17 protein-coding genes and 1 pseudogene are annotated in these 20,777 nt (G+C 64.2%); 4 read left to right on the top strand and 14 right to left on the bottom strand.

The window, feature by feature from the left end:
• The 8 genes from tsaE to EJ077_RS28240 form a co-directional block, all read right to left on the bottom strand.
• Positions 1–1,512: a tRNA (adenosine(37)-N6)-threonylcarbamoyltransferase complex ATPase subunit type 1 TsaE gene (gene tsaE, locus EJ077_RS28275; protein ID WP_208698019.1), complete on the bottom strand. Its 1,512-nt coding sequence runs from the start codon at positions 1,510–1,512 to the stop codon at positions 1–3.
• An 8-nt stretch (positions 1,513–1,520) separates the two neighbouring features.
• Positions 1,521–4,076: a sensor histidine kinase gene (locus tag EJ077_RS28270; RefSeq protein WP_208698017.1), complete on the bottom strand. Its 2,556-nt coding sequence runs from the start codon at positions 4,074–4,076 to the stop codon at positions 1,521–1,523.
• Between the two features lie 188 nt (positions 4,077–4,264).
• A complete protein-coding gene (gene ahcY / locus EJ077_RS28265) occupies positions 4,265–5,665 on the bottom strand; it encodes an adenosylhomocysteinase (RefSeq protein WP_208698014.1) in 1,401 nt (466 codons plus the stop codon).
• 172 nt (positions 5,666–5,837) lie between these two features.
• Positions 5,838–6,134, bottom strand: a complete 297-nt coding sequence (locus tag EJ077_RS28260; RefSeq protein WP_127275650.1) for an HPr family phosphocarrier protein — start codon at positions 6,132–6,134, stop codon at positions 5,838–5,840.
• Positions 6,131–6,532: a PTS sugar transporter subunit IIA gene (locus EJ077_RS28255; RefSeq protein WP_010912939.1), complete on the bottom strand. Its 402-nt coding sequence runs from the start codon at positions 6,530–6,532 to the stop codon at positions 6,131–6,133. Before EJ077_RS28255 ends, EJ077_RS28260 begins: the two co-directional genes overlap by 4 nt.
• A 164-nt stretch (positions 6,533–6,696) precedes the next feature.
• The gene (locus tag EJ077_RS28250) at positions 6,697–7,158 is read right to left on the bottom strand and encodes an HPr kinase/phosphorylase (protein WP_208698012.1); all 462 of its coding nucleotides are present in this window, start codon (positions 7,156–7,158) and stop codon (positions 6,697–6,699) included.
• Positions 7,159–7,177: 19 nt separating this feature from the next.
• Entirely contained in the window at positions 7,178–8,962 is a 1,785-nt protein-coding gene (locus EJ077_RS28245) for a sensor histidine kinase (RefSeq protein WP_127275653.1), read from the bottom strand.
• Positions 8,963–8,986: 24 nt separating this feature from the next.
• Positions 8,987–9,688, bottom strand: coding sequence for a response regulator transcription factor (locus tag EJ077_RS28240; protein WP_010912942.1), 702 nt, complete (start codon positions 9,686–9,688; stop codon positions 8,987–8,989).
• 343 nt (positions 9,689–10,031) lie between these two features.
• On the opposite strand from EJ077_RS28240, the gene EJ077_RS28235 reads away from it, so the two are divergent.
• From EJ077_RS28235 to EJ077_RS28220, 4 genes and pseudogenes are all read left to right on the top strand, one after another.
• Positions 10,032–11,642 (top strand): phosphoenolpyruvate carboxykinase, encoded by a 1,611-nt coding sequence (locus EJ077_RS28235; RefSeq protein WP_208698010.1) that lies wholly within the window; start codon positions 10,032–10,034, stop codon positions 11,640–11,642.
• A gap of 91 nt (positions 11,643–11,733) precedes the next feature.
• Positions 11,734–12,159: pseudogene (arfB, locus tag EJ077_RS28230) on the top strand (alternative ribosome rescue aminoacyl-tRNA hydrolase ArfB); the annotation flags it as partial.
• Positions 12,160–12,340: 181 nt separating this feature from the next.
• Positions 12,341–12,970 (top strand): alpha-ketoglutarate-dependent dioxygenase AlkB family protein, encoded by a 630-nt coding sequence (locus tag EJ077_RS28225; protein ID WP_208698008.1) that lies wholly within the window; start codon positions 12,341–12,343, stop codon positions 12,968–12,970.
• A gap of 55 nt (positions 12,971–13,025) precedes the next feature.
• Entirely contained in the window at positions 13,026–14,249 is a 1,224-nt protein-coding gene (locus EJ077_RS28220) for a glycosyltransferase family 87 protein (protein WP_208698006.1), read from the top strand.
• A gap of 35 nt (positions 14,250–14,284) precedes the next feature.
• Here the strand turns inward: EJ077_RS28220 and EJ077_RS28215 are convergent, their stop codons facing one another.
• From EJ077_RS28215 to EJ077_RS28190, 6 genes are all read right to left on the bottom strand, one after another.
• Positions 14,285–15,847 (bottom strand): hypothetical protein, encoded by a 1,563-nt coding sequence (locus tag EJ077_RS28215; protein ID WP_208698004.1) that lies wholly within the window; start codon positions 15,845–15,847, stop codon positions 14,285–14,287.
• Positions 15,848–16,003: 156 nt separating this feature from the next.
• Entirely contained in the window at positions 16,004–17,473 is a 1,470-nt protein-coding gene (locus tag EJ077_RS28210) for a nucleotidyltransferase family protein (protein ID WP_208698002.1), read from the bottom strand.
• Complete coding sequence (locus EJ077_RS28205; RefSeq protein ID WP_208698000.1) at positions 17,473–18,150, bottom strand: glycosyltransferase family 2 protein; 678 nt, start codon at positions 18,148–18,150, stop codon at positions 17,473–17,475. The genes EJ077_RS28210 and EJ077_RS28205 overlap by 1 nt, the downstream gene beginning before the upstream one ends.
• Entirely contained in the window at positions 18,150–18,902 is a 753-nt protein-coding gene (locus tag EJ077_RS28200; RefSeq protein WP_208697998.1) for a glycosyltransferase family 2 protein, read from the bottom strand. The genes EJ077_RS28205 and EJ077_RS28200 overlap by 1 nt, the downstream gene beginning before the upstream one ends.
• A 55-nt stretch (positions 18,903–18,957) precedes the next feature.
• A complete protein-coding gene (locus EJ077_RS28195) occupies positions 18,958–19,710 on the bottom strand; it encodes a glycosyltransferase family 2 protein (RefSeq protein WP_208697996.1) in 753 nt (250 codons plus the stop codon).
• A gap of 13 nt (positions 19,711–19,723) precedes the next feature.
• On the bottom strand, positions 19,724–20,755 hold the full coding sequence (locus tag EJ077_RS28190) for a serine kinase (protein WP_245458571.1): 1,032 nt from the start codon (positions 20,753–20,755) through the stop codon (positions 19,724–19,726).
• Positions 20,756–20,777 lie beyond the last annotated feature (22 nt).

Genomic DNA, 20,777 nt, shown 5'->3' with positions numbered 1-20,777 from the left:
TCACAGCGCTCGTTCCTCCAGCAGCCCGTGCGCGCTGTAGAAATCCCGCAGTTCGGCGAGCGCGGGATGCGACAGCGCCCGCCTGAGATAATCGCGGATGCGCGGCAGATGCCTGAGATAATAGGGTTTGCCGTCACGTTTTTCGAGGCGCACGAAAATGCCGAGAATCTTGGAATTGCGTTGTGCGGCCATGATTGCGTAGGCTTCGATGAAGCCTGCCTCGTCGAAGCCGCCCGCCGCATGACGCGCGGCGACATAGGCATCGAGCGTCCGCTTCTCGATCTCGGGCCGGATGGTGACGCGTGCGTCCATGGCAAGCGAGGCGACATCATAGGCGGCGGGACCGATCAGCGCGTCCTGCACGTCGACGATGCCGAGCCGGTCGAGGCCGGACCGCTCGCCGCGCCAGATGATGTTGGGTGAATGGAAATCGCGCAGCATCAGGGTGTATTCGCTGCCTTGCAGCCGGTCGAGAAGCGCGTTCCATGTCCTGTGGTAGCCGGAACGCAGCGCGTCGCTCGCCTGGCCGCCCGATATCGCCGGCACATACCAGTCGATCAGCAGGTCCGCTTCGATCATCATGGCATCGCGATCGAAGGGCGGCACGTCATGAACGACGCCGGGAGCCGCCTCCATGCGGTGCGGCCACGCCTTGCCATGCATCATGGCAAGCAGTTCGGCCGCCGCCTCGTAACGTTCGGTGACCGGCTCGCCATCGCCGGCGAGGAAACCTTCCGAGCCCAGATGCTCAAGCAGCAGGAAGCCCAGGTCGAGATCCTGCGCGTCGATCCTGGGCACCGCGACGCCGGCGGCCAGGAGCGCACGGTCGATGGCGACGAAAGCGGACACCGACTGCGCGGTGTGGGCGATCACGGCATAGGGCTTGCCGTGGCGCACGGGAGGGCCGAGCACCAGCCGCGGCGAATTCATCAGCACCCGCGGCGCCTCCCCGGCAAGCGACACGATCTCGTAGGAACGGGCCGAGGCATCGCCGATGAAATGCCGGCGCCGCGCTTGCCCCCATCCGGCGCTCTCCAGGAAGCCGCGCATGGCCAGCGAGCGCGCCACACGGTCGAAGGTCGCGCCTTGCCCCGACAGGCGCGCCAGCCGGCCCTCGCCATGCTGGACGAGTTCGATCAGCACCGTCGTCTTGGGCAGAGCGCCATCAGCCCGTTCCGGCCATTCGATGAGGGCGGCACCTTGCGCGATTGCTTCCTCGAAGCCGAGCTCGTCCAGTTCGGCCGCCGAGGACAGGCGGTAGAGATCGAAATGATGGACCGGGATCCGTGTGTCGTAGCTCTGAACCAGCGTGAAGGTCGGGCTCGGCACTTCGAGATCGGCATCGTCGGCCAGTGTTCGGATGAGTGCTCTTGCCAGCGTCGACTTGCCGGCGCCGAGATCGCCCTTGAGCGCCAGCACGTCGCCGACGCGCAGCGCCAGCGCCAGATCCTCGCCCAGTCGCGCCGTATGGGTCTCGTCGGCGAGCAAACGCTCCAGCACCGGTTCCGTCATCGAGCGCGCTACTCGGCCGCTGCGCGGATACCCGGCATGTCGGGAAAGGTGCAGATGACGGTCGTGCCCTTGTCCTTGCCGGTTTCGATGCGAACGGCGCCGCCATGCAGTTCGACAAAACTCTTGACGATCGACAGGCCAAGGCCGGCGCCGCGCCGGCGGCCGCCATTGGTGCGCGGCTCGAAGCGGCGGAATACCGAATCGAGCATATCAGGCGGCATGCCGGGCCCGTCGTCGTGAACCGAGAACTCGACGCCGTCCGCCAGCTGGCGGCAGGCCAGCCGGATCGTGCTGGCCTCCGGCGCGTAATTGGCGGCGTTGCTCAGCAGATTGTAGAGGATCTGGCGGATGCGGGTTTCGTCGCCATGGAATGTCTTCGGCGCGGCGCCAGCGTCGACCGCGAGCCGGATCGAATGCTCCTCCAGCCGGTCGGCGACCAGCTCGGCGGCGGCCGCGATGGTGCGGTCGACATGCACTTCGGAAATGTCGAGCTGCATGATGCCGGCATCGACGGTCGCAAGGTCCAGTATGTCGTTGACGATGGTCAGCAGGACCGAGGAGGACGAGCCGACATGCTCGACATATTCGCGCTGCTTCTGCGTCAGCGGGCCGGTCGTCGGCAGCGACAGCAGCTCGGTGAAGCCGATGATGTTGGTCAGCGGCGAACGCAGTTCATAGGACACATGCTGGACGAACTCGTTCTTGAGCTGGTCCGATTTCTCGAGCGCCTCGTTCCTGTCCTTGAGCGCGCGTTCGACGTGGACGCTGTCGGTAACGTCGACGAAGGTCATCATCACTTGCCCGTTGGGCAGCGGAATCACCGCATAACGCAGCACGGTGCCGTTGTTGAGCTCGGTCTGGCCGTGGCGGTCGCGGCGCTCGTCGTCGAAGCCGGTGATGGCGGCGACGAAGCCGGGCCAGGGGCTCTCGACCGCTTGCCGGTCGGAGAGCTCGCGTATGGCCGATACGTGCACGTTGGGCTTGGCGGCTTCCGCGTCCAATCCCCACAGCGTGGCGAAGGCCGGGTTCGATAGGCGCAGCCGACCGTCGGGGCCGAACACCGCGACGCCTTCCGCCAGATTGTCGAGCGTTTCGCCCTGGACCCGAACAGCGGTGCGGTAGCGGCTTTCGAGATCCATCTTCTCGGTCAGGTTCTCGAACACCCAGGTGACGCCGCCCTTGGGTTGCGGGTTGGCGACGACACGGATCGTCTTGCCGTCGGGCAGATGCCACCAGTGTTCCTGCGACTCGACGGCACGGTAGGCGCCGAGCAGGCCTTCCTTCCAGCGGCGCCATTCCGGCTGTTCGGCGATCTTGCCCTCGCTGCGCAGGCGGTCGAGCAAAAGGGCGTTGTCGGGCGCGCTGTGCAGGAAGCCGCTGTCGAGCCCCCACAGTTTCTGGAAAGCCTGGTTGAAGAAGCGCAGCTTCTCGTCGGTGTCGAAGATGGCGACCGCGGTGTTGAGCTGGTCGAGCGTATCGGCGTGGCTGCGCACGGTCCGTTCGTATTCGCCGCGGATGGCCTCGATGGCGCTGGTGTCGCAGGCAAGGCCCGCCGAACCGTCGGCGCCGGCAAAGTCGGTCACGGCGAACACGCGGCGGTCCCCTTCGATCACCGTCGAAAGCGACTGCTCGAACACCGGATGCGATTTGTGCTGCGTGGCGATGGCCTCGCGCGCCTGGCCGCCGAGGAACTCCTTGGCGTCACGCACGGCGGCTTCCGCGCTTTCGGCTTCGACCGCGTCTGCATAGGCCCGGTTGACCCATTTCAGGCGGCCATGCTCGTCACGCAGCCATGCCGGCATCTTCAGCGCCTCGAGCAGCCCGACCATCGTGTCATGGTCGGCAGCGAGCCGCTGGTTGTCGATCTTGAGCCGGGCCTGGCTGCGCTGTGTCTCGGACAGCGAAACAAACCGCACCAGCACATGGGCCGCGCTCTTGCGGCCATGCACTTCCAATGGAGCGCCGGCCTGGGATTCGATCACGAGGTCGAACGGCCTGCCTTTTTCGCGCAAACCCGCCACGGCATGTTCGAGTGCCGCCGCCGAACGCGGCATCAGCCAGCGGCCAAAGGCGAGGAACGCGGCCCGTTCCTCCGGCGCGCCGCTTTCGGTCGGCAATGTGCCGATGAGTTCGGGTTTCTTGTTTTCCGAGGCCCAGACGACGATGCGCTGGTCGCGCAAATTGAGCAGTGCTTCCGAACGCCGCAATGCCGCGCTGACATCGGCGACGCGGCTTCTCAGCTCGACATTCTCCGCCGAGGTACGCGCCCGTTCGCGGATAAGAACGATGGCCGACAGGAATGCCGTACCCGTTACGCCGACGAACACCGCCAGCTGCATGACCTCGACGGTGCTGATCGAAAGACCGGCCACCGCGGCGCCGGCCGCCTGGGCATGCGCGACCGCGCCCGCCAAGGGGCAGGCAAGCGCGGAGCCGGCAAGGAGCAATCCCGCACGGGCGCGCCAGGAAAGGCGCTCGCCGTGTGCGGCGGAGCCCATGATCCCCGAATCGTCGTGGCCGCCGGAAACGGCCTGTCCCGCGTGAAGCGGGTTTTCCCCCGGCATGTCTTGGTCCTCTTCGCCGCCTGAATGCAAGACCGCCCTGACGCGTGCGCCGGTCCTCGCCCCTGGACCCGCGAATCACAACAATAGCGCCTGCTGGAATCGGCGTGAAGAATCATTCGGCGCAAAAATAAAGCCGGGCGAAAAGTCAATCGCCCGGCATCAATATCTTGTAGTAAATTCGGCTTTGGTTAATAGCGGTAGTGTTCCGGCTTGAACGGACCCTGCGGCGTGACGCCGATATAGGCGGCCTGTTCGCCCGACAGCTCGGTCAACCGGGCGCCGAGCTTGTCGAGATGCAGGCGCGCGACCTTCTCATCGAGATGCTTGGGCAGCACATAGACCTGGTTCTGGTACTGCTCACCCTTGGTGTAGAGCTCGATCTGGGCCAGCACCTGGTTGGTGAAGGACGCCGACATGACGAAGCTCGGATGGCCGGTGGCGTTGCCGAGATTGAGCAGGCGGCCCTCAGACAGGAGGATCATCCGCTTGCCGTCCGGGAAGGTGATCATGTCGACCTGCGGCTTGACATTGGTCCATTTCAGATTGCGCAGCGACGCGACCTGGATCTCGTTGTCGAAATGGCCGATGTTGCCGACGATCACCATGTCCTTCATCGAGCGCATATGGTCGAGAGTGACGACATCCTTGTTGCCGGTGGTGGTGATGACGATGTCGGCGGTCGGTGCCGCATCTTCCAGCGTGACCACTTCAAAACCGTCCATCGCCGCCTGCAGCGCGCAGATCGGGTCGACTTCGGTGACCTTGACGCGGGCGCCCGCACCCTTGAGCGAGGCCGACGAGCCTTTGCCGACATCGCCATAGCCGCAGACGACCGCGACCTTGCCGGCCATCATCGTATCGGTGCCGCGGCGGATGCCGTCGACCAGCGATTCCTTGCAGCCATATTTGTTGTCGAACTTCGACTTGGTGACCGAGTCGTTGACGTTGATGGCGGGGAAGGGCAGCAGGCCCTTCTTCTGCAGCTGGTAGAGCCGGTTGACGCCGGTCGTCGTCTCTTCGGTGACGCCGCGGATCGCCGCCTTCTGCTTGGTGAAGAAGCCCGGCGAAGCCTTCAGGCGCTTCTTGACCTGGGCGTAGAAGTATTCCTCTTCCTCGCTCTGCGGATTGGACAGCACGTCCTCGCCGGCCTCGGCGCGGGCGCCGATCAGGATGTACATGGTCGCGTCGCCGCCATCATCGAGGATCATGTTGGAGAGGCCGCCATCGGCCCACTGGAAGATTCTGTCGGTGTAGTCCCAGTACTGTTCGAGGCTTTCGCCCTTGACGGCGAAGACCGGAATGCCGGCCTCGGCAATCGCCGCGGCGGCGTGATCCTGGGTCGAGAAGATGTTGCAGGAAGCCCAGCGGATATCGGCGCCGAGCACCTTCAGCGTCTCGATCAGCACCGCCGTCTGGATGGTCATGTGCAGCGAACCGGTGATGCGCGCGCCCTTGAGCGGCTTCTTGCCGCCGAATTCCTCCCGGCAGGCCATCAGGCCCGGCATTTCGGTCTCGGCGATATCGAGTTCCTTGCGGCCCCAGCCGGCAAGCGAGATGTCGGCGACCACATAGTCCTTGCTACCCGTCATGGCAGTGCTCCGATGCGATTTGTTATGCGTGCGAATTGTTAGCGGATGCGCCCGTGCCGGAAGACATTTCCAACGGCGCGAATTGCCGGCCTGACTAGCAGATCAGGCTTCATACGACAATGGGATATAAAGAAATCTTTATTCGTGCATGTCCCGGAATGCTGATTTCGGGTCAGCACTCTTCGCCGAAACGGGAGGCGACGAGCTGCTCCAGCGCGTCCATGACCTCGAGCGCCTCCGGGCCGCTGGCGGTGACGCGGATCGAGTATCCCGGGCTGGCGGCCAGCATCATCAGGCCCATGATCGAGGTGCCGCCGACCTGGACGCCGTCCTTCTCGACATGGACAGAGGCGTTGAAGCCGCTGGCGAGCTGGACGAATTTCGCCGAGGCGCGCGCATGCAGGCCGCGCTGGTTGACGATCGGAAACTCCCGGACGATCTGGTCTTTTTCCGGGAATATCGCGTTCATTTGCTGCTCAGAAGCTGGCTGGCGACGTTGATGTATTTGCGGCCCGCGGCCTGCGCTTCATCGAGCGCCGCCGCCATGTTGTCGCCCTTGCGGATCGACGACAGCTTGATCAGCATCGGCAGGTTCATGCCGGCGATCACTTCGGTGCGGCCGGACTCCATCACCGAGATGGCAAGGTTGGATGGCGTGCCGCCGAACATGTCGGTCAGCACAATCACGCCTGCCCCTGTATCGACACGGGCGACCGCGTCGACGATGTCCCGGCGACGCTGCTCCATATCGTCGTCGGCACCGATCGCCACGGTTTCGAAATTGTCTTGTGGCCCGACGACATGTTCGACGGCATGTCGGAACTCGGTGGCCAGTTGACCGTGCGTTACAAGCACGAGTCCGATCATTCTTTGGTGGCTCCCGTCATCGCCGCTTCACAGGCGCATTTTATGCTCGCCAGCCAATCCAGGCGGCGGGAGCGCTATCTTGTCGACGCGCGGCCCGTTGACAAGCCCAAAATTGCGCCGGCCCATGCCATTTTGACGCATTGCAGCAAAAAACCCAGGGCGGATCATAGAAAAGGCGCGATCGACAGCCGCGCCATGACGGCCGGCAAGGCCGTGGCGGCGTTGCGCTCAGCAAGGTCGATACGCGGCACCGGGCAGCCTGCGACCGGCTCACTGAGTTCCTCCTGGAAACGGGCCATTTCCGCCTTCGGCACAAGCCGCACATGCAGGTCGATCACTCCGCCCGGCTCGAATGGCAGCGGGCGCGGCATGAACCCAGGCACTTCGGCGAGACCAGCGATGGTCGGCGGCACGCGGCAGACCAGCCGCCCGGCGTGGGCCGAAGCAAGCAGCCTGTCGTCGCCGATCAGCCGCGAGAACAGCGCGCGCGCCCGGCAGTGGTCCAGGAGTGTCAGCGCCAGTGTCGTCTTGCCGGCGCCGGACGGCCCGGTGATGAGGACGCCGCGATCGCCGATCAGGATCGCGGTTCCGTGGATGTTTTCAGGCTGCGCGGCGGCTTCGGGCATGGTTATATCAGGGCCAAGGTCATCCCTCGGCCGGCAGCGTCACGACGAAGCGTGCGCCCTTGATCTCGCCGGGCTTGGTGCCGGGAATGTTTTCGGCGGTCAGCGTGCCGCCATGGGCCTCGACGATCTGCCTGGAGATCGACAGGCCAAGCCCCGAATTCTGGCCGAACGCCTCGCCGGCCGGCCGGTCAGTGTAGAAGCGTTCGAAGATACGGTCGATCGTGTCGGCGCGGATGCCGGGACCATTGTCGTCGACGGTCAGGATGTTGAACTTGCCGGCGCGCGCCAGCGACAGGCTGATGTGGCCATGGTCCTCGGGCACGAAGGAGCGGGCGTTCTCGATCAGGTTGGTGATGACCTGGCCGATGCGCAAGTCATGGCCGACGACGACATAGCCCTTGGCGCCCTGCGGCAGCTTGGCAACTTTGAGTTCGATCTCGACCGCCTTCTTGTTGCGCGTCGTTTCACGCGAAACAGCGACGAGGTCGGTGACGAATTTCTTCAGGTCGACGGTTCCCGCGTCCTCGCGCGCCAGTTCGGCGTCGAGGCGGGAGGCATCGGAAATGTCGGTGATGAGGCGGTCCAGCCGTTTGACGTCATGCTGGATGATCTCCATCAGACGCGCGCGCGACGTGTCATTCTTCGCCAGGGGCAACGTCTCGACGGCGCTGCGCAGCGACGTCAGCGGGTTCTTCAGCTCATGCGAAACATCGGCGGCGAAACTTTCGATCGCCTCGATGCGCGCATAGAGCGCGTTGGTCATGTCGCGCACGGCTATCGACAGATTGCCGATCTCGTCCTGGCGGTCGGAAAAGTCGGGGATTTCCTCGCGGCTCTTGACGCCGCGACGCACCCGCACGGCCGCCGCCGACAGCCGGCGCAGCGGGTTGGCGATGGTGGAAGCCAAAAGCATCGACAGGATGGCGGTGACGAGCGCCGCGATGCCGAAGACGCGCAGGATCGCCTTGCGTTCAGCGGCGACGATCTTGTCGATATCGCCGCCTTCGGTCGACAGCATCAGCACACCGAGAACGGCGCGAAAACGCTGGATCGGGACCGCCACCGAGACGATCTGCTCGCCCTGTTCCGAGACACGCACGATGGTCGACGGGCTGCCGGTCAGCGCCTTGACCACTTCCGGAAAGGCGGCGCCGTTGCCGCCCGGCTGCTCGTGATAGACCGGCAGGTCGGTGTTGCGGAAGAAGTCGAAGATGAATTTCTGGACGCGCTCGACAAGGTCGGGTTCTTCCTCTTCGACCGGCGGCAGGTCGTAGCGCAGGATCTGACCGCGCGAATAGAGATGGCGTGAATCGAGAAGCAGGTTGGCGTCGCGGTCATAGATGCGGGCGCGGGTGCGGGTCGGTGAGATCAGCCGCCGCAGCACCGGCGCCACGCGCTCCGGGTTGATCGGAAAATCCAGATTGTCGAGCTGGTCCGAGCCAGGTCCCAGGCTTTCGCCGGCCTGCAGCTCAAGCAGCTTTTCCGGGTCGATGCTGATCGAATCCGTCTCGACCGTCGCCGACGCCGCGATGGCGCCGGCGATGATCTCGCCCTGCGTCATCAGGCTTTCGACGCGCGCATCGATCAGACCGTCGCGGAAGGTGTTGAGGTAGAGGATGCCGGTGACGAGCACCGCGAGCCCGGCGAGATTGAGGAAGAGGATACGCCGCGTCAGGCTGGAAAAGATGTGGTGGCCGAGGAATCGGCGCATCGGCACCGTGAATTTCGACACGAAGGACGGCATGATGCGCGACGGCCGCCTGGCAGCGGCCGCCGGTCTGCTTCGTTGTGCTTCCACTGCCATCGAATAGCAGCTCCTGCCTAGGCTTTACGCTTCGCGGAACCGGTATCCGACTCCGTAAAGGGTTTCGATCATTTCGAAGTCGTCGTCGACGGCCTTGAACTTTTTGCGCAGCCGCTTGATGTGGCTGTCGATGGTGCGGTCGTCGACATAGACCTGCTCATCATAGGCCGAATCCATCAGCGCATCACGGCTTTTTACCACGCCGGGGCGTTGCGCCAGCGAATGCAGGATCAGGAACTCGGTGACGGTGAGCGTCACCGGCTCGCCCTTCCAGGTGCAGGTATGGCGCTCCTGATCCATGACGAGCTGGCCGCGTTCGAGCGAGCGAGCCTGCTGGCTGGGCGCTTTTGCCGCGGCCTCGCGGGCACTGGCCCGGCGCAATACGGCGCGCACCCGCTCGACCAGCAGGCGCTGCGAGAACGGTTTGCGGATGAAGTCGTCGGCGCCCATCTTGAGACCGAACAATTCATCGATCTCGTCGTCCTTGGAGGTCAGGAAGATCACCGGCAGGTCGGATTTCTGGCGCATCCGGCGCAGAAGCTCCATGCCATCCATGCGCGGCATCTTGATGTCGAGGATGGCGAGATTCGGCGGCCGCGCCGCCAGGCCTTCCAGCGCGGACGCACCATCCGTGTAGGTCTCGACACGATACCCCTCGGATTCGAGGGCGATCGACACCGACGTCAGAATGTTGCGGTCGTCATCGACAAGCGCGATTGTTGCCATTTCAAGCGGCTCCCTCATGAGCTGTCCCTTCTTTCGTAGAGAAGGGGCTTTTGCAGGACAAATTAGGTACAAAATGTGGCATAGGCCTTGTCCGCTGTCACGCGCGGGGTGCCGCCGGCCACAATCCAACCTCGACACGGATTGGACGAACGAACATCGCCAATCCTTTGGGCAACCACGAAACTTTTCGCATATATAAACGATTTAAACAACTTTCAAATTTTTAAATCGATTAATGATTTGATATCATTTGGCTTTTCTGGTTCTGACCATCCTGGCCTGCTTGGCGGGTGTGCCGGGAATATGCCGGCAAAGATGCGGCAAATCTTGAGAAGGGTCTCCAATGTCGGAAGTCGGCAAACGCAATCCTGCCTGCGCGATCGATCGTATCGGTCTGAAAACCTCCGGCATGGTGCGGTACAATTTCGGCGCGGCCGCCCTCTATGAGGAAGCGATCCGGCGCGGTGAAGCCCGGCTGACCGCCCATGGCGCGCTCGTCGCCGAGACCGGCCAGCACACCGGTCGCTCGCCCAAGGACAAGTTCGTCGTTCGCGACGGCGCCACCGAGCCGCACGTCTGGTGGGACAACAACAAGGCGATTTCGCCGGCCCAATTCGACGTTTTGCTCGCCGATTTCCAGGCCCACGCCGCGGACAAGGATCTCTATGTGCAGGATCTGGTCGGCGGCGCCGACGAGGAGCTCAAGCTGCCCACCAGGGTGATCACCGAATTTGCCTGGCACTCGCTGTTCATCCGCAACCTGCTCATCCGTCCCGACGCGGCCGAACTCGAACAGTTCGTGCCCGGCATGACGATCATCGACCTGCCGTCCTTCCGCGCCGATCCCGCCCGCCATGGCAGCCGCACCGAAACGGTGATCGCCGTCGACCTGACGCGCAAGATCGTGCTGATCGGCGGCACCTCCTATGCGGGCGAGATGAAGAAGTCGGTGTTCACCATGCTCAACTACCTCCTGCCGGAGAAGGGCGTGATGCCGATGCACTGCTCGGCCAATGAAGGACCGGCCTGCGATGCCGCCATCTTCTTCGGCCTGTCGGGCACCGGCAAGACGACGCTGTCGGCCGATCCGTCGCGCACATTGATCGGCGACGACGAGCATGGCTGGGGCCCGCACGGCATCTTCAATTTCGAAGGCGGCTGCTACGCTAAGACGATCAAGCTGTCGGCGGAAGCCGAGCCGGAGATCTTCGCCACCACGCAGCGTTTTGGCACGGTGCTGGAAAATGTCGTGCTCGATGCCGACGCAGTGCCGGATTTCAATGACGGCAGGCTCACCGAAAACACACGCTGTGCCTATCCGCTCGACTTCATCCCCAATGCCTCGAAGACCGGGCGCGCCAGTCATCCGAAGAACATTATCATGCTGACCGCCGACGCTTTCGGCGTGATGCCGCCGATCGCCAAGCTGACGCCGGCGCAGGCGATGTATCATTTCCTCTCCGGCTACACGGCCAAGGTGGCCGGAACGGAAAAGGGCGTGACCGAGCCCGAGGCGACCTTCTCGACCTGTTTCGGCGCGCCGTTCATGCCGCGCCATCCGTCGGAATACGGCAACCTTCTGCGCGAGCTGATCGCCCGCCATGGCGCCGATTGCTGGCTGGTCAACACCGGCTGGACCGGCGGCGCCCATGGCACCGGCAAGCGTATGCCGATCAAGGCGACGCGCGCGCTGCTCGCCGCCGCCCTCGACGGCTCGCTGAAGGCAGGTGCTTTCCTCACCGACGCCAATTTCGGCTTCGAGGTGCCGGTGGCGGTGCCGGGTGTCGACGGCGCCATTCTCGACCCGCGCTCAACCTGGGCGGACAAGGCGGCTTATGACCGGCAGGCGGCAAGGCTGGTCGGCATGTTCGCCGTCAATTTCGAGAAATTCGAAAGCCATGTCGACGCCGTGGTGCTGGGGGCGGCACCTCGCATGCAGGAAGCGGCGGAGTAATCGCCAAAGGCATCGTCGCGGCTCGGCACCATTGAAGGCCCGGTTTCGATCGGGCCTTTTCTTTTTCGGTCCGCCGCGCCATGACTGCGGCATGCCGATCGACGACGACATCATCATCTCAGGCGAGGCCGTGATCCACCCGGGCGACTTGCACGAGGATTTCATCCGCTCGTCCGGCCCCGGTGGCCAGAACGTCAACAAGGTGGCGACGGCGGTGCAACTGCGCTTCGACGCCCAGAACGCGGAGGGCCTGTCGGACCGCGTGCGCGAGCGGACCATAAAACTTGCCGGCCAGCGCGCCACCAAGGACGGTGTCATCGTCATCGAGGCCGGACGCTTCCGCACCCAGGAACAGAACCGAGCCGATGCGCGGGCTAGGCTCACGGCACTGGTGGCCAAGGCCGCCGAACCGCCGCCGCCGCCGCGCAAGAAGACACGGCCGTCGAAAGGCGCGGTCGAGCGGCGGCTGAAGAGCAAGGCGGGGCGCGGCACGATCAAGAAGCTGCGCGGCCGGGTGGGGACGACTAAGCACCACGCCAATCGTGCCCGTCAACCGCCTTTGGCTAATTGGGGGAAACGAATTCACCGAGCGTTCTGCCTGGGCAATTTCAGTGAAAAGCGATAACGGCTTTCGGGTCGCCCTCTGCCTGTGATGGTGGCATCTTGCGGCTCCGAACATTCGCAAGGTGAACCAGTCCATGCTCGTTCTGCCCAAAGGCGTCCGCCACATGCCGGCCCATCTGTCACGTGCCGTCCAGGAGATGCTGGTCGAGGAGGTGAGGAGCATCGTCCAGCAAGCGCCGCTGTTCGTGCCGGCCATGCCGCGAACCGGCAAGGAGATGAGCGTGCGCATGACCAATTGCGGTTCGCTCGGCTGGGTCACCGACAAGGAGCGCGGCTATCGCTACCAGCCGACGCATCCGCTGACCGGAGAGCCATGGCCGCCTATTCCCGACAGCCTGCTCGACCTGTGGCGGCAGGTGTCGGGGTACGCGAATCCACCGGAGGCCTGCCTGATCAATTTCTACACGCCCGACGCGAAGATGGGCCTGCATCAGGATCGCGACGAGGCCGATTTCTCGGCGCCCGTCGTCTCTGTCTCGCTGGGCGACGACTGTCTCTTCAGGGTCGGCCAGACAACGCGCGATGGCGCCACCAAATCGTTCAGGCTGAAAAGCGGCGATGTCGTCGTGCTTGGCGGCGAGGGCCGTCTTGCCTTCCATGGCGTCGACCGCATCTACCCTTCGACCTCGGCGCTGCTCAAGAACGGCGGCAGGATCAATCTGACGCTGCGGCGGGTGACGAAGCCCGACGAGACCTCCAAATAAGCCGATCTTAACGCGCGTCGCTTATCAAGGCGGACAGGGTCTTGGAAAACAGCGCATGGCACCGGTCAACCAGACTGCCCCCAATCGATCCGATATCCGTTTCGCGGCACTTGTGCTGTGCACCGGAATCCTGATCGGCCTGCGCTACCATCTGGGACTGTGGACATCCGACGAGCGCGGCTTGTCCGTCGTCAGCCACGGAATGCCCTATTGGGACTTCACAAATCTGTGGGCGGGTGGACGCATGGCGCTCGACGGGCATGTCGCGTTCCTGTTCGACATGGACAGCTACCGCGCAACCCTGCGTCGGATGTTTTCGCCAGACCTTCCCAACCAGGAGTGGAGTTATCCGCCCAGCATCCTGATTTTCGGCGCGCCGCTCGCGCTGCTGCCGATCTTTCCCGCCTATCTCGTGTGGACCTTGGGCACGGTCTTTTGTCTCTGGCTGGCCATGCGGCCGCTGCAACTGGGCAAGGTGGCCGAAGCAGCCATCCTCGTTTGTCCGGCCGTGCTGATCAACGCGGCCTTCGGCCAGAACGGCGCCCTGACGACGGCCTTGCTGATCGGCGGATTGGCGGCGGCGCCGAAGCGGCCGGTCCTGGCAGGGCTGTTGTTAGGCCTGCTGACGGTAAAACCGCATCTCGGCATACTGGTGCCGTTCTGCTTGCTGGCGAACGGCAACTGGCGCGCCATCGTCGCCGCCGCGCTGTCGTCGTCGGCCCTGTTCGTCCTGACCGGCCTGCTGCTCGGCTCTCAGGTCTGGACACTGTTCTGGACCGAGACCCGTCCCCTGATGACGGCGATCCTCGAGGCTCCCTACCCGCAGCCCTATCAGTCGAATGCGGCGACCATGTTCTTCCTGGCTCGTGCGTCCGGTCTGGGACTGACCGCCGCCTATGCGCTGCAAGCCATTGCCACGGTCGTCGCGATCGCAACGGCAATCTGGATCTGGTTGCCATGGCGGCGGGTCGAGCATCGCGAACGGGTCGTTCTCACCGCCGTGCTGGCAACGCTGGCGACGCCTTACGGCTACAGCTACGACACGATCGGCCTAGCCGTTGCCGTCGCCTATCTGCTCTCGACGCGCAACGCCATGCCGAGGATTTTTCTGGCACTGGTCTGGCTATACCCGGCAATCGCCCACCTGGTGAACAATGCCGGTCTTGGCATCGGCGTGCTGGTGCCGTTGTTCCTGTCGGCATGGATGCTTGCCGATATAATAGCCCGCGAGCGCAGGGCCGCGGTTGGCGGCACGCCAGGCATCGACATGCCGTCGTAGGACGCCTGGCTGTAATACCTATTGGGCTGTAATACCTATTGGCGAGCTTTGGCGTCGGCGCGGATAAGCACGGTCACCGACCCGTTCTGAAGCAGTGGGCGGTAATCCGCCAGGGCCCTGGCGATGGCGATGTTGTCCCTCAAGGGTATTGGCGCACGCGGCTCCGCTGTCCCGTCGTCGACAACGATGTCGGGCCGCTTCGCGGCAAGTTCGCCGGCGATCGCCGCGGTATATTGCTGGCGCAAGGTCTCCAGATCCAGCCGTTGGGCAGGGTCCCGCGCCAACCGGATAAGGGTCCCAGCATCATTGATCATCCAGGCGGACGGGTTGCGTGCCACGACGCGGGCGCCGGTCATCCGGGCGAGCGGGTTGCCGGCCTGCAGCCGCGAGCCGATCGACATGAAGGTTGGATGGTCAATCACGCGGGTGACGGCGACCGCCGCCGCGTCGAGATCGCCGCGTGGCTGAGTGAATGCCAGACCTTGTTGCGCCACGACCAATTTCACGATCGAAAACAGCCCGAGCGCGGCCCCAAGCATGGCCGTCGGAGACAGGCTTCGCAATGGTTTCAGCCGGACCGATTGCAGCATCAATGCCAGGACCCCGACTGTCAGGAATGGTAGTGCCTGATAGGTCCACCCCTTGCCCATGATGACGAAGGCAGGGACGTAGGCTGCTCCCGCCAGAAGCAGTATTCGCGCATCGCGATGAGGCCGGTCGGGATAGGCCATCGCCAGTGTGGCTCCTGCCATGGCCGCGAACATAGGAATAGGCCACAGCATCAACATGTCCATGACCGGCATTCGCATCGGCAGATAGACCTGACGCAACAACGGCAGCACCTCGGCGAAGAAGGGCTGCATGAAGACAGCAAGTGCAATCAGATAGGCAACGGTCAGAATACCGCCGACCACACTCTCCGTCGTAAAAAGCAGACGAAGCGAGCGTCGCTGGAGCGCGATCACAAGGACCGGAAGCGCCAGAGCGAGCACGCTGTAGGGTGGTTTGATCATCACGAAGATAGCGGCGCCGACACCGGCGACGATCCGTTCGGCGGTGCCGCCGGCACGAAAATCCGCCATTCGGTCACGCGCCGAAAGCAACGCCAGCCACGGCAGCAAGGCGATTACGGCAATCTGCTCGCGCTGGCCGAAATCCGGCGGAAACAGGAACAGCACGACAAACACCGCCGCCGGAATGATCCAGACGCACCGCTTCAGAACCTCGTCGGTCCGCGCAAGAATGCGAGCCGAAAAGCAGACGGAAGCCGCCGCGAGTGCTGCCACGCCCACACTCACCCAAAGTTCCGCCGACAGCCCCGTCAGGCGCTCCATGGCGAGGAAAGGCAGATAGAGCCAGGTCGAAAATGGTGGATTGCCCTCGGCGATATCGACGTAAAGGCGTTCGCCGTTGAGGACACGGTCGCCAACCGTCAACAGCCACGACACGTCGACATTGCTCGGCACCACGAAGAGCGAGACGCCGACCGCATAAACGGCGATCAACAGCGTTGCGACAACCGGCCCGACAAGCCGAAATGTAGCCTTGGTGGATTTCAAGCTTGCCAGCTTGCCCCGGGCAACGAGCGGCGCATTCATGCAAATGGCTTTCATCACCAGAACAACTGGTATCGGCGGAGTTTCTAGCAGCCAGCGGTTAAGGGCGTTCTAACCTGGCGGCCGGACGCCACCTGACGCCGCGGTCCGCGCGGCGTCACCGCATCGATCCGTCGCTGCTGTCAGCATGGAGCTGTCTCAGCGCAGCGGCGAAAACGTCGCCGAGATCAGATGGAAAGGCAGTGCGCCATAGGCTGCGACCGTCGCCTTGTCATCCCATTGGCGGAATTGCCGGGAGGGTCGGGCCTCCAGTGTCAGGGCATCCCCTTTGCCGTCAAGCGTCACCTTGCCGCGAAAATGCAGCACCCGTTCCCCACCGGATCGGCTGACTGCCATGGCGCGTAGGCGCGCGATGTGGTGGTCATCGGCGTTGATCTCCATCTCGATACGGCGCCGGACCGCTGGAACGCTGATCCTGACCGTGATGTCCAGCATCATGTCCCCCACCGTTCGCGGACAAGGTATGACGTGGGAGAAGACCGATGGCGACGATGCTGGGGAAGGCCCATGGCGGGCCGGCTTGCCGCGCCATGTCCTGGCGGGCGGCTCCTGCCGCAGCCGGCCGCTCTTGCGTCGCAGACGCAACTGCTTGGCAAAGCCGCGCGACAACCAGACCAGCCTGCCGAAATCGGTCCGTGGCTTGGCTTGCAGCATGGCCGACCAGCGCGAAAGGCCTGTACGGTCGGCCATCTCCAGCACGCGCGCCAGCACCCCGTCCGGCGCCGCCACGCCTACTTCGAGTGCGAGGTAGGAGAGCGCCACCGCCGCTGCAACGGCAAGGCCACGCCTGGCGACAACGTCGAGGAACACGTCCCAGTCGACGTCGCCGATGCGAATGACCACTGCGCAATCGACCAGCCAATCGCTGTGCGTGTGGGCGTCGAGCCCGCCATGCGCGATGGCGAGCGCGATGCGGTCCGCCGGCGACGGCACCAGCACGTCGACACCACTGAATTGGGCCGCCGCCGCCCGCCGCCAGATCGCCTGGTCGTCCTCGTCGCTTTGCTGCGAACCGTCATAGGCAAGCTGGTGCAGGTCGATGTCGCCATAATTGCCCTTGAAGAAGTTCATCGACCGCAACGACGCCAGTCTTGTCCTCAGATATTGCGGGCTCACCCCGGTGGCGATCTGCCAGTCGCGGTCGCGCAGCACGTCGAACGCCGTTCGCATGTCCTGCGGCCGCACCAATATGTCGATGTCGTGCGCCACCCGGCCACGCTGCGCCGACGCGTCCAAGGCAATGCGGCTGGCACCCTTGATCAGCATCACCAGGCATCCGGCATCCGTCATCGCCTGCAGCGCCGGTTCGGCCTCGCGCATCGCCATGCGCGACTTGGTCCACAGCATCTTTTGCAGGCCGACAAGACGTGGATAGGCGGAATGGCCGGCCAATTTCCGGCCGAACCGGTCGCAGATGGCGGCCAGCAGCCGATGCTCCCTGAAGGAGACGAGGTCGATGTCGTTGGCGCTCAGCCACTCCATCGCGCAACCGGCGGCCGCGTCGTCGTCGGCAAGTAGCGCGGCCTTGAGCAACTGGTCGAGCCCGCCCGTCGGCCAGGACCAGCCATAGTCCGGGAAACGGCGGCTGATGCGGCGGATGCGCGCCATCAGCCCGCGCCGGTCTTGTTTCGGGCCCGTCGCAGCATGGCCAGCCGCGCAACTTCAAGATAGCCGCGGTCGCGCGTTGCATCGCGTCCGTACGACAGGCTGCCGGGCCTGATGCGGCGCAGCGCCAGCACCTCTTCCATCATGTCGAAGGCAAGGCCCGCCTCGCGTGCCCGCGCGATCCAGTCGATCATTTCGCCTCGGCCGCCCGGCGGATCGACGACTGGTCCGACGGTCTCGGCGACCTCGCGCCGGATCAGCATCGTGGTCCGCGACCAGCCGGGTACGACCGCGTCCTCGGGTGCATCGGGCCGGTCATTGCGGAAGTTTCGCAAATGGCAGAAGACGCCCGATGTGCCAGGCAATCCTCGCAGATATGCAAGCTGATCCTCGATCTTGGTCGGCAGCCAAAGGTCGTCGGCGTCGAGCGTCGCGATGAACGGCGTCGAGAGCGCGGCGATGCCTCTGGTCGTGGCGCTGCCCGGTCCGGCATTTGCCTGGCGCAGCAACTGCAGCGGCAGGTCTGTTCCGCCGATCGCCGCGGCGAGATCGTCGGTTGATCCGTCGTCGACGATCACCACCAGCTCCGGCCGCACCGTCTGCGCTGCGACCGATCGCAGCGTCTCGGCGATGGTGCCGCTGGCGTTGAAGGCCGGTATGACGACGCCGTATCCGTCCATCACAGGGCACGCCAATCTGAAAGTTTGTCGAGCTCGAAGATACCTTCGATCGGCCGCAGCGACGGGTCGGCCTTGCGCCGCTTCATCGATTTATAGATAGCGCGCAGGAATTCCCGCGACTGGACGTCCTCTTGCCTCGTCATGTTGCCCGCATGCCGTCTGTAATAGAGCGCGACTGTGTCGGGAAGCACATATCTGGGACCGATCTCAAAACCGCGCAGCAGGTAGTCGGTATCTTCGGCCTGGACGAAATCCTCATCGAAATCGCCTATGCGCGCGACGAGCCGGCGCGCGAAGATCGCCGCCGACAGATGAATGCCGCGAACCGTGATGCTGTTGCTGTCCGCCGTCGGCTCCAAGGTCCCATCGTCGATCTTGTCGACCAGCATCATCCTCGAATAGGTCAGGTCGAGATCGGGGTTCTCCCGGAAAAGCTCGACATCGGCCTCGAAGCGCCCGGCTGGCGAGATGTCGTCCGAATCGAGGAACGACACCAGGTCCGCCTCGGGCTTGAGCTGCCTCAGCCCGCTGTTGCGCGCCCGCGTCACCCCCATGTTCTCTTGCTGGAACAGCCGGATGCAGGAATGATCATCCATCATCGCGCGCACGGCCTCGACCGAGCCATCGGTCGAACCGTCGTCGATGACGATGATGTCGAGATCGGCGGCGTCGCCTTGCCTGAGCAGCGAGCGCAGCGCGGCGCCGACATAGGCCTCGCGATTGTAGACCGGCATGATCACGCTCAGCCTCATCCGCGACCTCGCGGCCGCTGCTGCACCACCCGTTTTGATCGCGAGATATCCCGCATCAAAACACCCGCCAGTCGGGCGAGCTCCTGAGCTCGAAAATACCGGGAATCTCACGCAGGGACGGGTTCGCCCGGCGTCGCCGGATCGATTTGTGGATCGCCCGCATGTGGTCGCGAAGCCGGCCCTCGCGCTTCCTGGTGATATTGCCGGCATGGCGCCTGTAGTAGATCGCGACGGTCTCCAGAAGACGGTAATTCGGACCCGTTTCGAAGATGCGCAGCAGATAGTCAGTGTCCTCGCACTGATCGAATTCCTCGTCGAAACAGCCTATGCGATCGATAAGCGCCCGCCTGAACAGGCCGGTGCTCATTGAAATTCCGCGCAGCGTTACGGTGCGGCTGCCCGCTACCGGCTCCATCGTGTCATCGTCTATCTGCTCTGCCAGGGTCATCAGGGAGTAGGTCAGGTCAAGGCCCGGGTCGGCCTCGAAGCAAGCCAGATCCGCCTTGAAGCGCCCGGCAAGCGAGATGTCGTCGGAATCGAGGAACGACACAAATCCGGCATCCGGCGGCAGCCGTCTCAGCCCGGCATTACGCGCCCTCGCGACGCCCATATTGGGTTGCAGGAACAGGCGGATGCAGGGCGCCTCGCGCATCGTCGACCGTACGGCCTCCACCGAGGCGTCCGTGGAGCCGTCGTCGATGACGATGATGTCGAAGTCGGCGTCAGCGCGCTGCCTGATCAACGAGCGCAGCGCCGGGACGACGTAGCGCTCGCGATTGTACACAGGCATGATCACGCTGAGCTTCACCGGGCGCCTCGTGTCAGGAAGTCCTCGATCGTGCCGGCGATCTCTGCCGGGTCGGTGCCGAGGGACAAACGAAAGCACGGCAGATGGCGAGCCAATTCGCTGAAGAAGCGAAAGCCGCTTTCGCGTTCGCCCGGCATTGTGCGATGCCGGACGGCGCCAAGGCAATCATGGCATCCCTGCGCGACACCGGCATGATCGAACTTGCTCCGCCACCGCTGATATGTGGCACCATCAGCGCGACGATGTCCAGCATCGCGGGCACCGGCCTGGGCGCGATCTCATCGACGTGAAACATGTGCTTGCCCTGCCAGTTCAGCGGGCCTTGCGCCGTTAGCCGCTTTTGCAGGCCCAGCCGCGTGAAACCTTGCGCGTCCTGCTTCAGCGTCGAGAAAAGGGGTCGCGCGGTCACGCCTCCGGCGAGATCGATCAGCACATAGTCGTCCCCGACACTGTCGAGTCCGTTGATCAGGCCAGCGGCGACGGTGCCGGATTTCCCGGCTCCGCCCGAGCCGGCAAGGAGGATACCCTTGCCATTGATGCCGAGCGTGCCGGCATGGGTCAGCCGCATGCCGCGCGAGGCGTATTCCCAATGCAGGAAGGCGCGCAGCGGTGCCCCCGGCTCCCAGGGCGGAAAGGCATCGGCCGTGGCCATCAGCTGTACGCCAACGCAACGTTGCGGATCGTAGATCTGCCAGAAATCCAGGTCGTGGAAATAGTGCCCGCGCAACCCGGCCTCGGCGAGCCGTTTGGCAAAGCCGTGCTCGGTGAAATGCGCGTCGCCCCATCGCGCCGGCTCCGGGATGCCGTCGATGCCGGGATGAGCGATGAAGATGCGGCACTTGGACGGTTCCGGCTGATCGTGACCGGCCTCGACAAATGCATGGCTCAGTGCATCGGCAAGCACACCGTGACCCAGATGCACGGTCAGTTCGAGCCCGGGCAGGCGAACCTTCCGGATGGTCGGATAGCGCGGGGCCGCGCCTTCAGCGGCGGCGATGAGATACCGGGCGTAGTCTGGCAGGGTCTCGAGCGTGACGCGCGGCATCAAGCGCCTTCCATCGCGGCTG

The organism is Mesorhizobium sp. M8A.F.Ca.ET.057.01.1.1 (assembly GCF_003952565.1).
Classification (GTDB): Bacteria; Pseudomonadota; Alphaproteobacteria; order Rhizobiales; family Rhizobiaceae; genus Mesorhizobium.
This window is presented reverse-complemented; position numbering and strand designations above follow the sequence as displayed.

Bases quoted from the DNA above. Each gene is read 5' to 3' on its own strand.
- tsaE (WP_208698019.1), bottom strand. From the start codon at position 1,512: ATGACGGAACCGGTGCTGGAGCGTTTGCTCGCCGACGAGACCCATACG.
- EJ077_RS28270 (WP_208698017.1), bottom strand. From the start codon at position 4,076: ATGCCGGGGGAAAACCCGCTTCACGCGGGACAGGCCGTTTCCGGCGGC.
- ahcY (WP_208698014.1), bottom strand. From the start codon at position 5,665: ATGACGGGTAGCAAGGACTATGTGGTCGCCGACATCTCGCTTGCCGGC.
- EJ077_RS28260 (WP_127275650.1), bottom strand. From the start codon at position 6,134: ATGAACGCGATATTCCCGGAAAAAGACCAGATCGTCCGGGAGTTTCCG.
- EJ077_RS28255 (WP_010912939.1), bottom strand. From the start codon at position 6,532: ATGATCGGACTCGTGCTTGTAACGCACGGTCAACTGGCCACCGAGTTC.
- EJ077_RS28250 (WP_208698012.1), bottom strand. From the start codon at position 7,158: ATGCCCGAAGCCGCCGCGCAGCCTGAAAACATCCACGGAACCGCGATC.
- EJ077_RS28245 (WP_127275653.1), bottom strand. From the start codon at position 8,962: ATGGCAGTGGAAGCACAACGAAGCAGACCGGCGGCCGCTGCCAGGCGG.
- EJ077_RS28240 (WP_010912942.1), bottom strand. From the start codon at position 9,688: ATGGCAACAATCGCGCTTGTCGATGACGACCGCAACATTCTGACGTCG.
- EJ077_RS28235 (WP_208698010.1), top strand. From the start codon at position 10,032: ATGTCGGAAGTCGGCAAACGCAATCCTGCCTGCGCGATCGATCGTATC.
- EJ077_RS28225 (WP_208698008.1), top strand. From the start codon at position 12,341: ATGCTCGTTCTGCCCAAAGGCGTCCGCCACATGCCGGCCCATCTGTCA.
- EJ077_RS28220 (WP_208698006.1), top strand. From the start codon at position 13,026: ATGGCACCGGTCAACCAGACTGCCCCCAATCGATCCGATATCCGTTTC.
- EJ077_RS28215 (WP_208698004.1), bottom strand. From the start codon at position 15,847: ATGAATGCGCCGCTCGTTGCCCGGGGCAAGCTGGCAAGCTTGAAATCC.
- EJ077_RS28210 (WP_208698002.1), bottom strand. From the start codon at position 17,473: ATGGCGCGCATCCGCCGCATCAGCCGCCGTTTCCCGGACTATGGCTGG.
- EJ077_RS28205 (WP_208698000.1), bottom strand. From the start codon at position 18,150: ATGGACGGATACGGCGTCGTCATACCGGCCTTCAACGCCAGCGGCACC.
- EJ077_RS28200 (WP_208697998.1), bottom strand. From the start codon at position 18,902: ATGAGGCTGAGCGTGATCATGCCGGTCTACAATCGCGAGGCCTATGTC.
- EJ077_RS28190 (WP_245458571.1), bottom strand. From the start codon at position 20,755: ATGCCGCGCGTCACGCTCGAGACCCTGCCAGACTACGCCCGGTATCTC.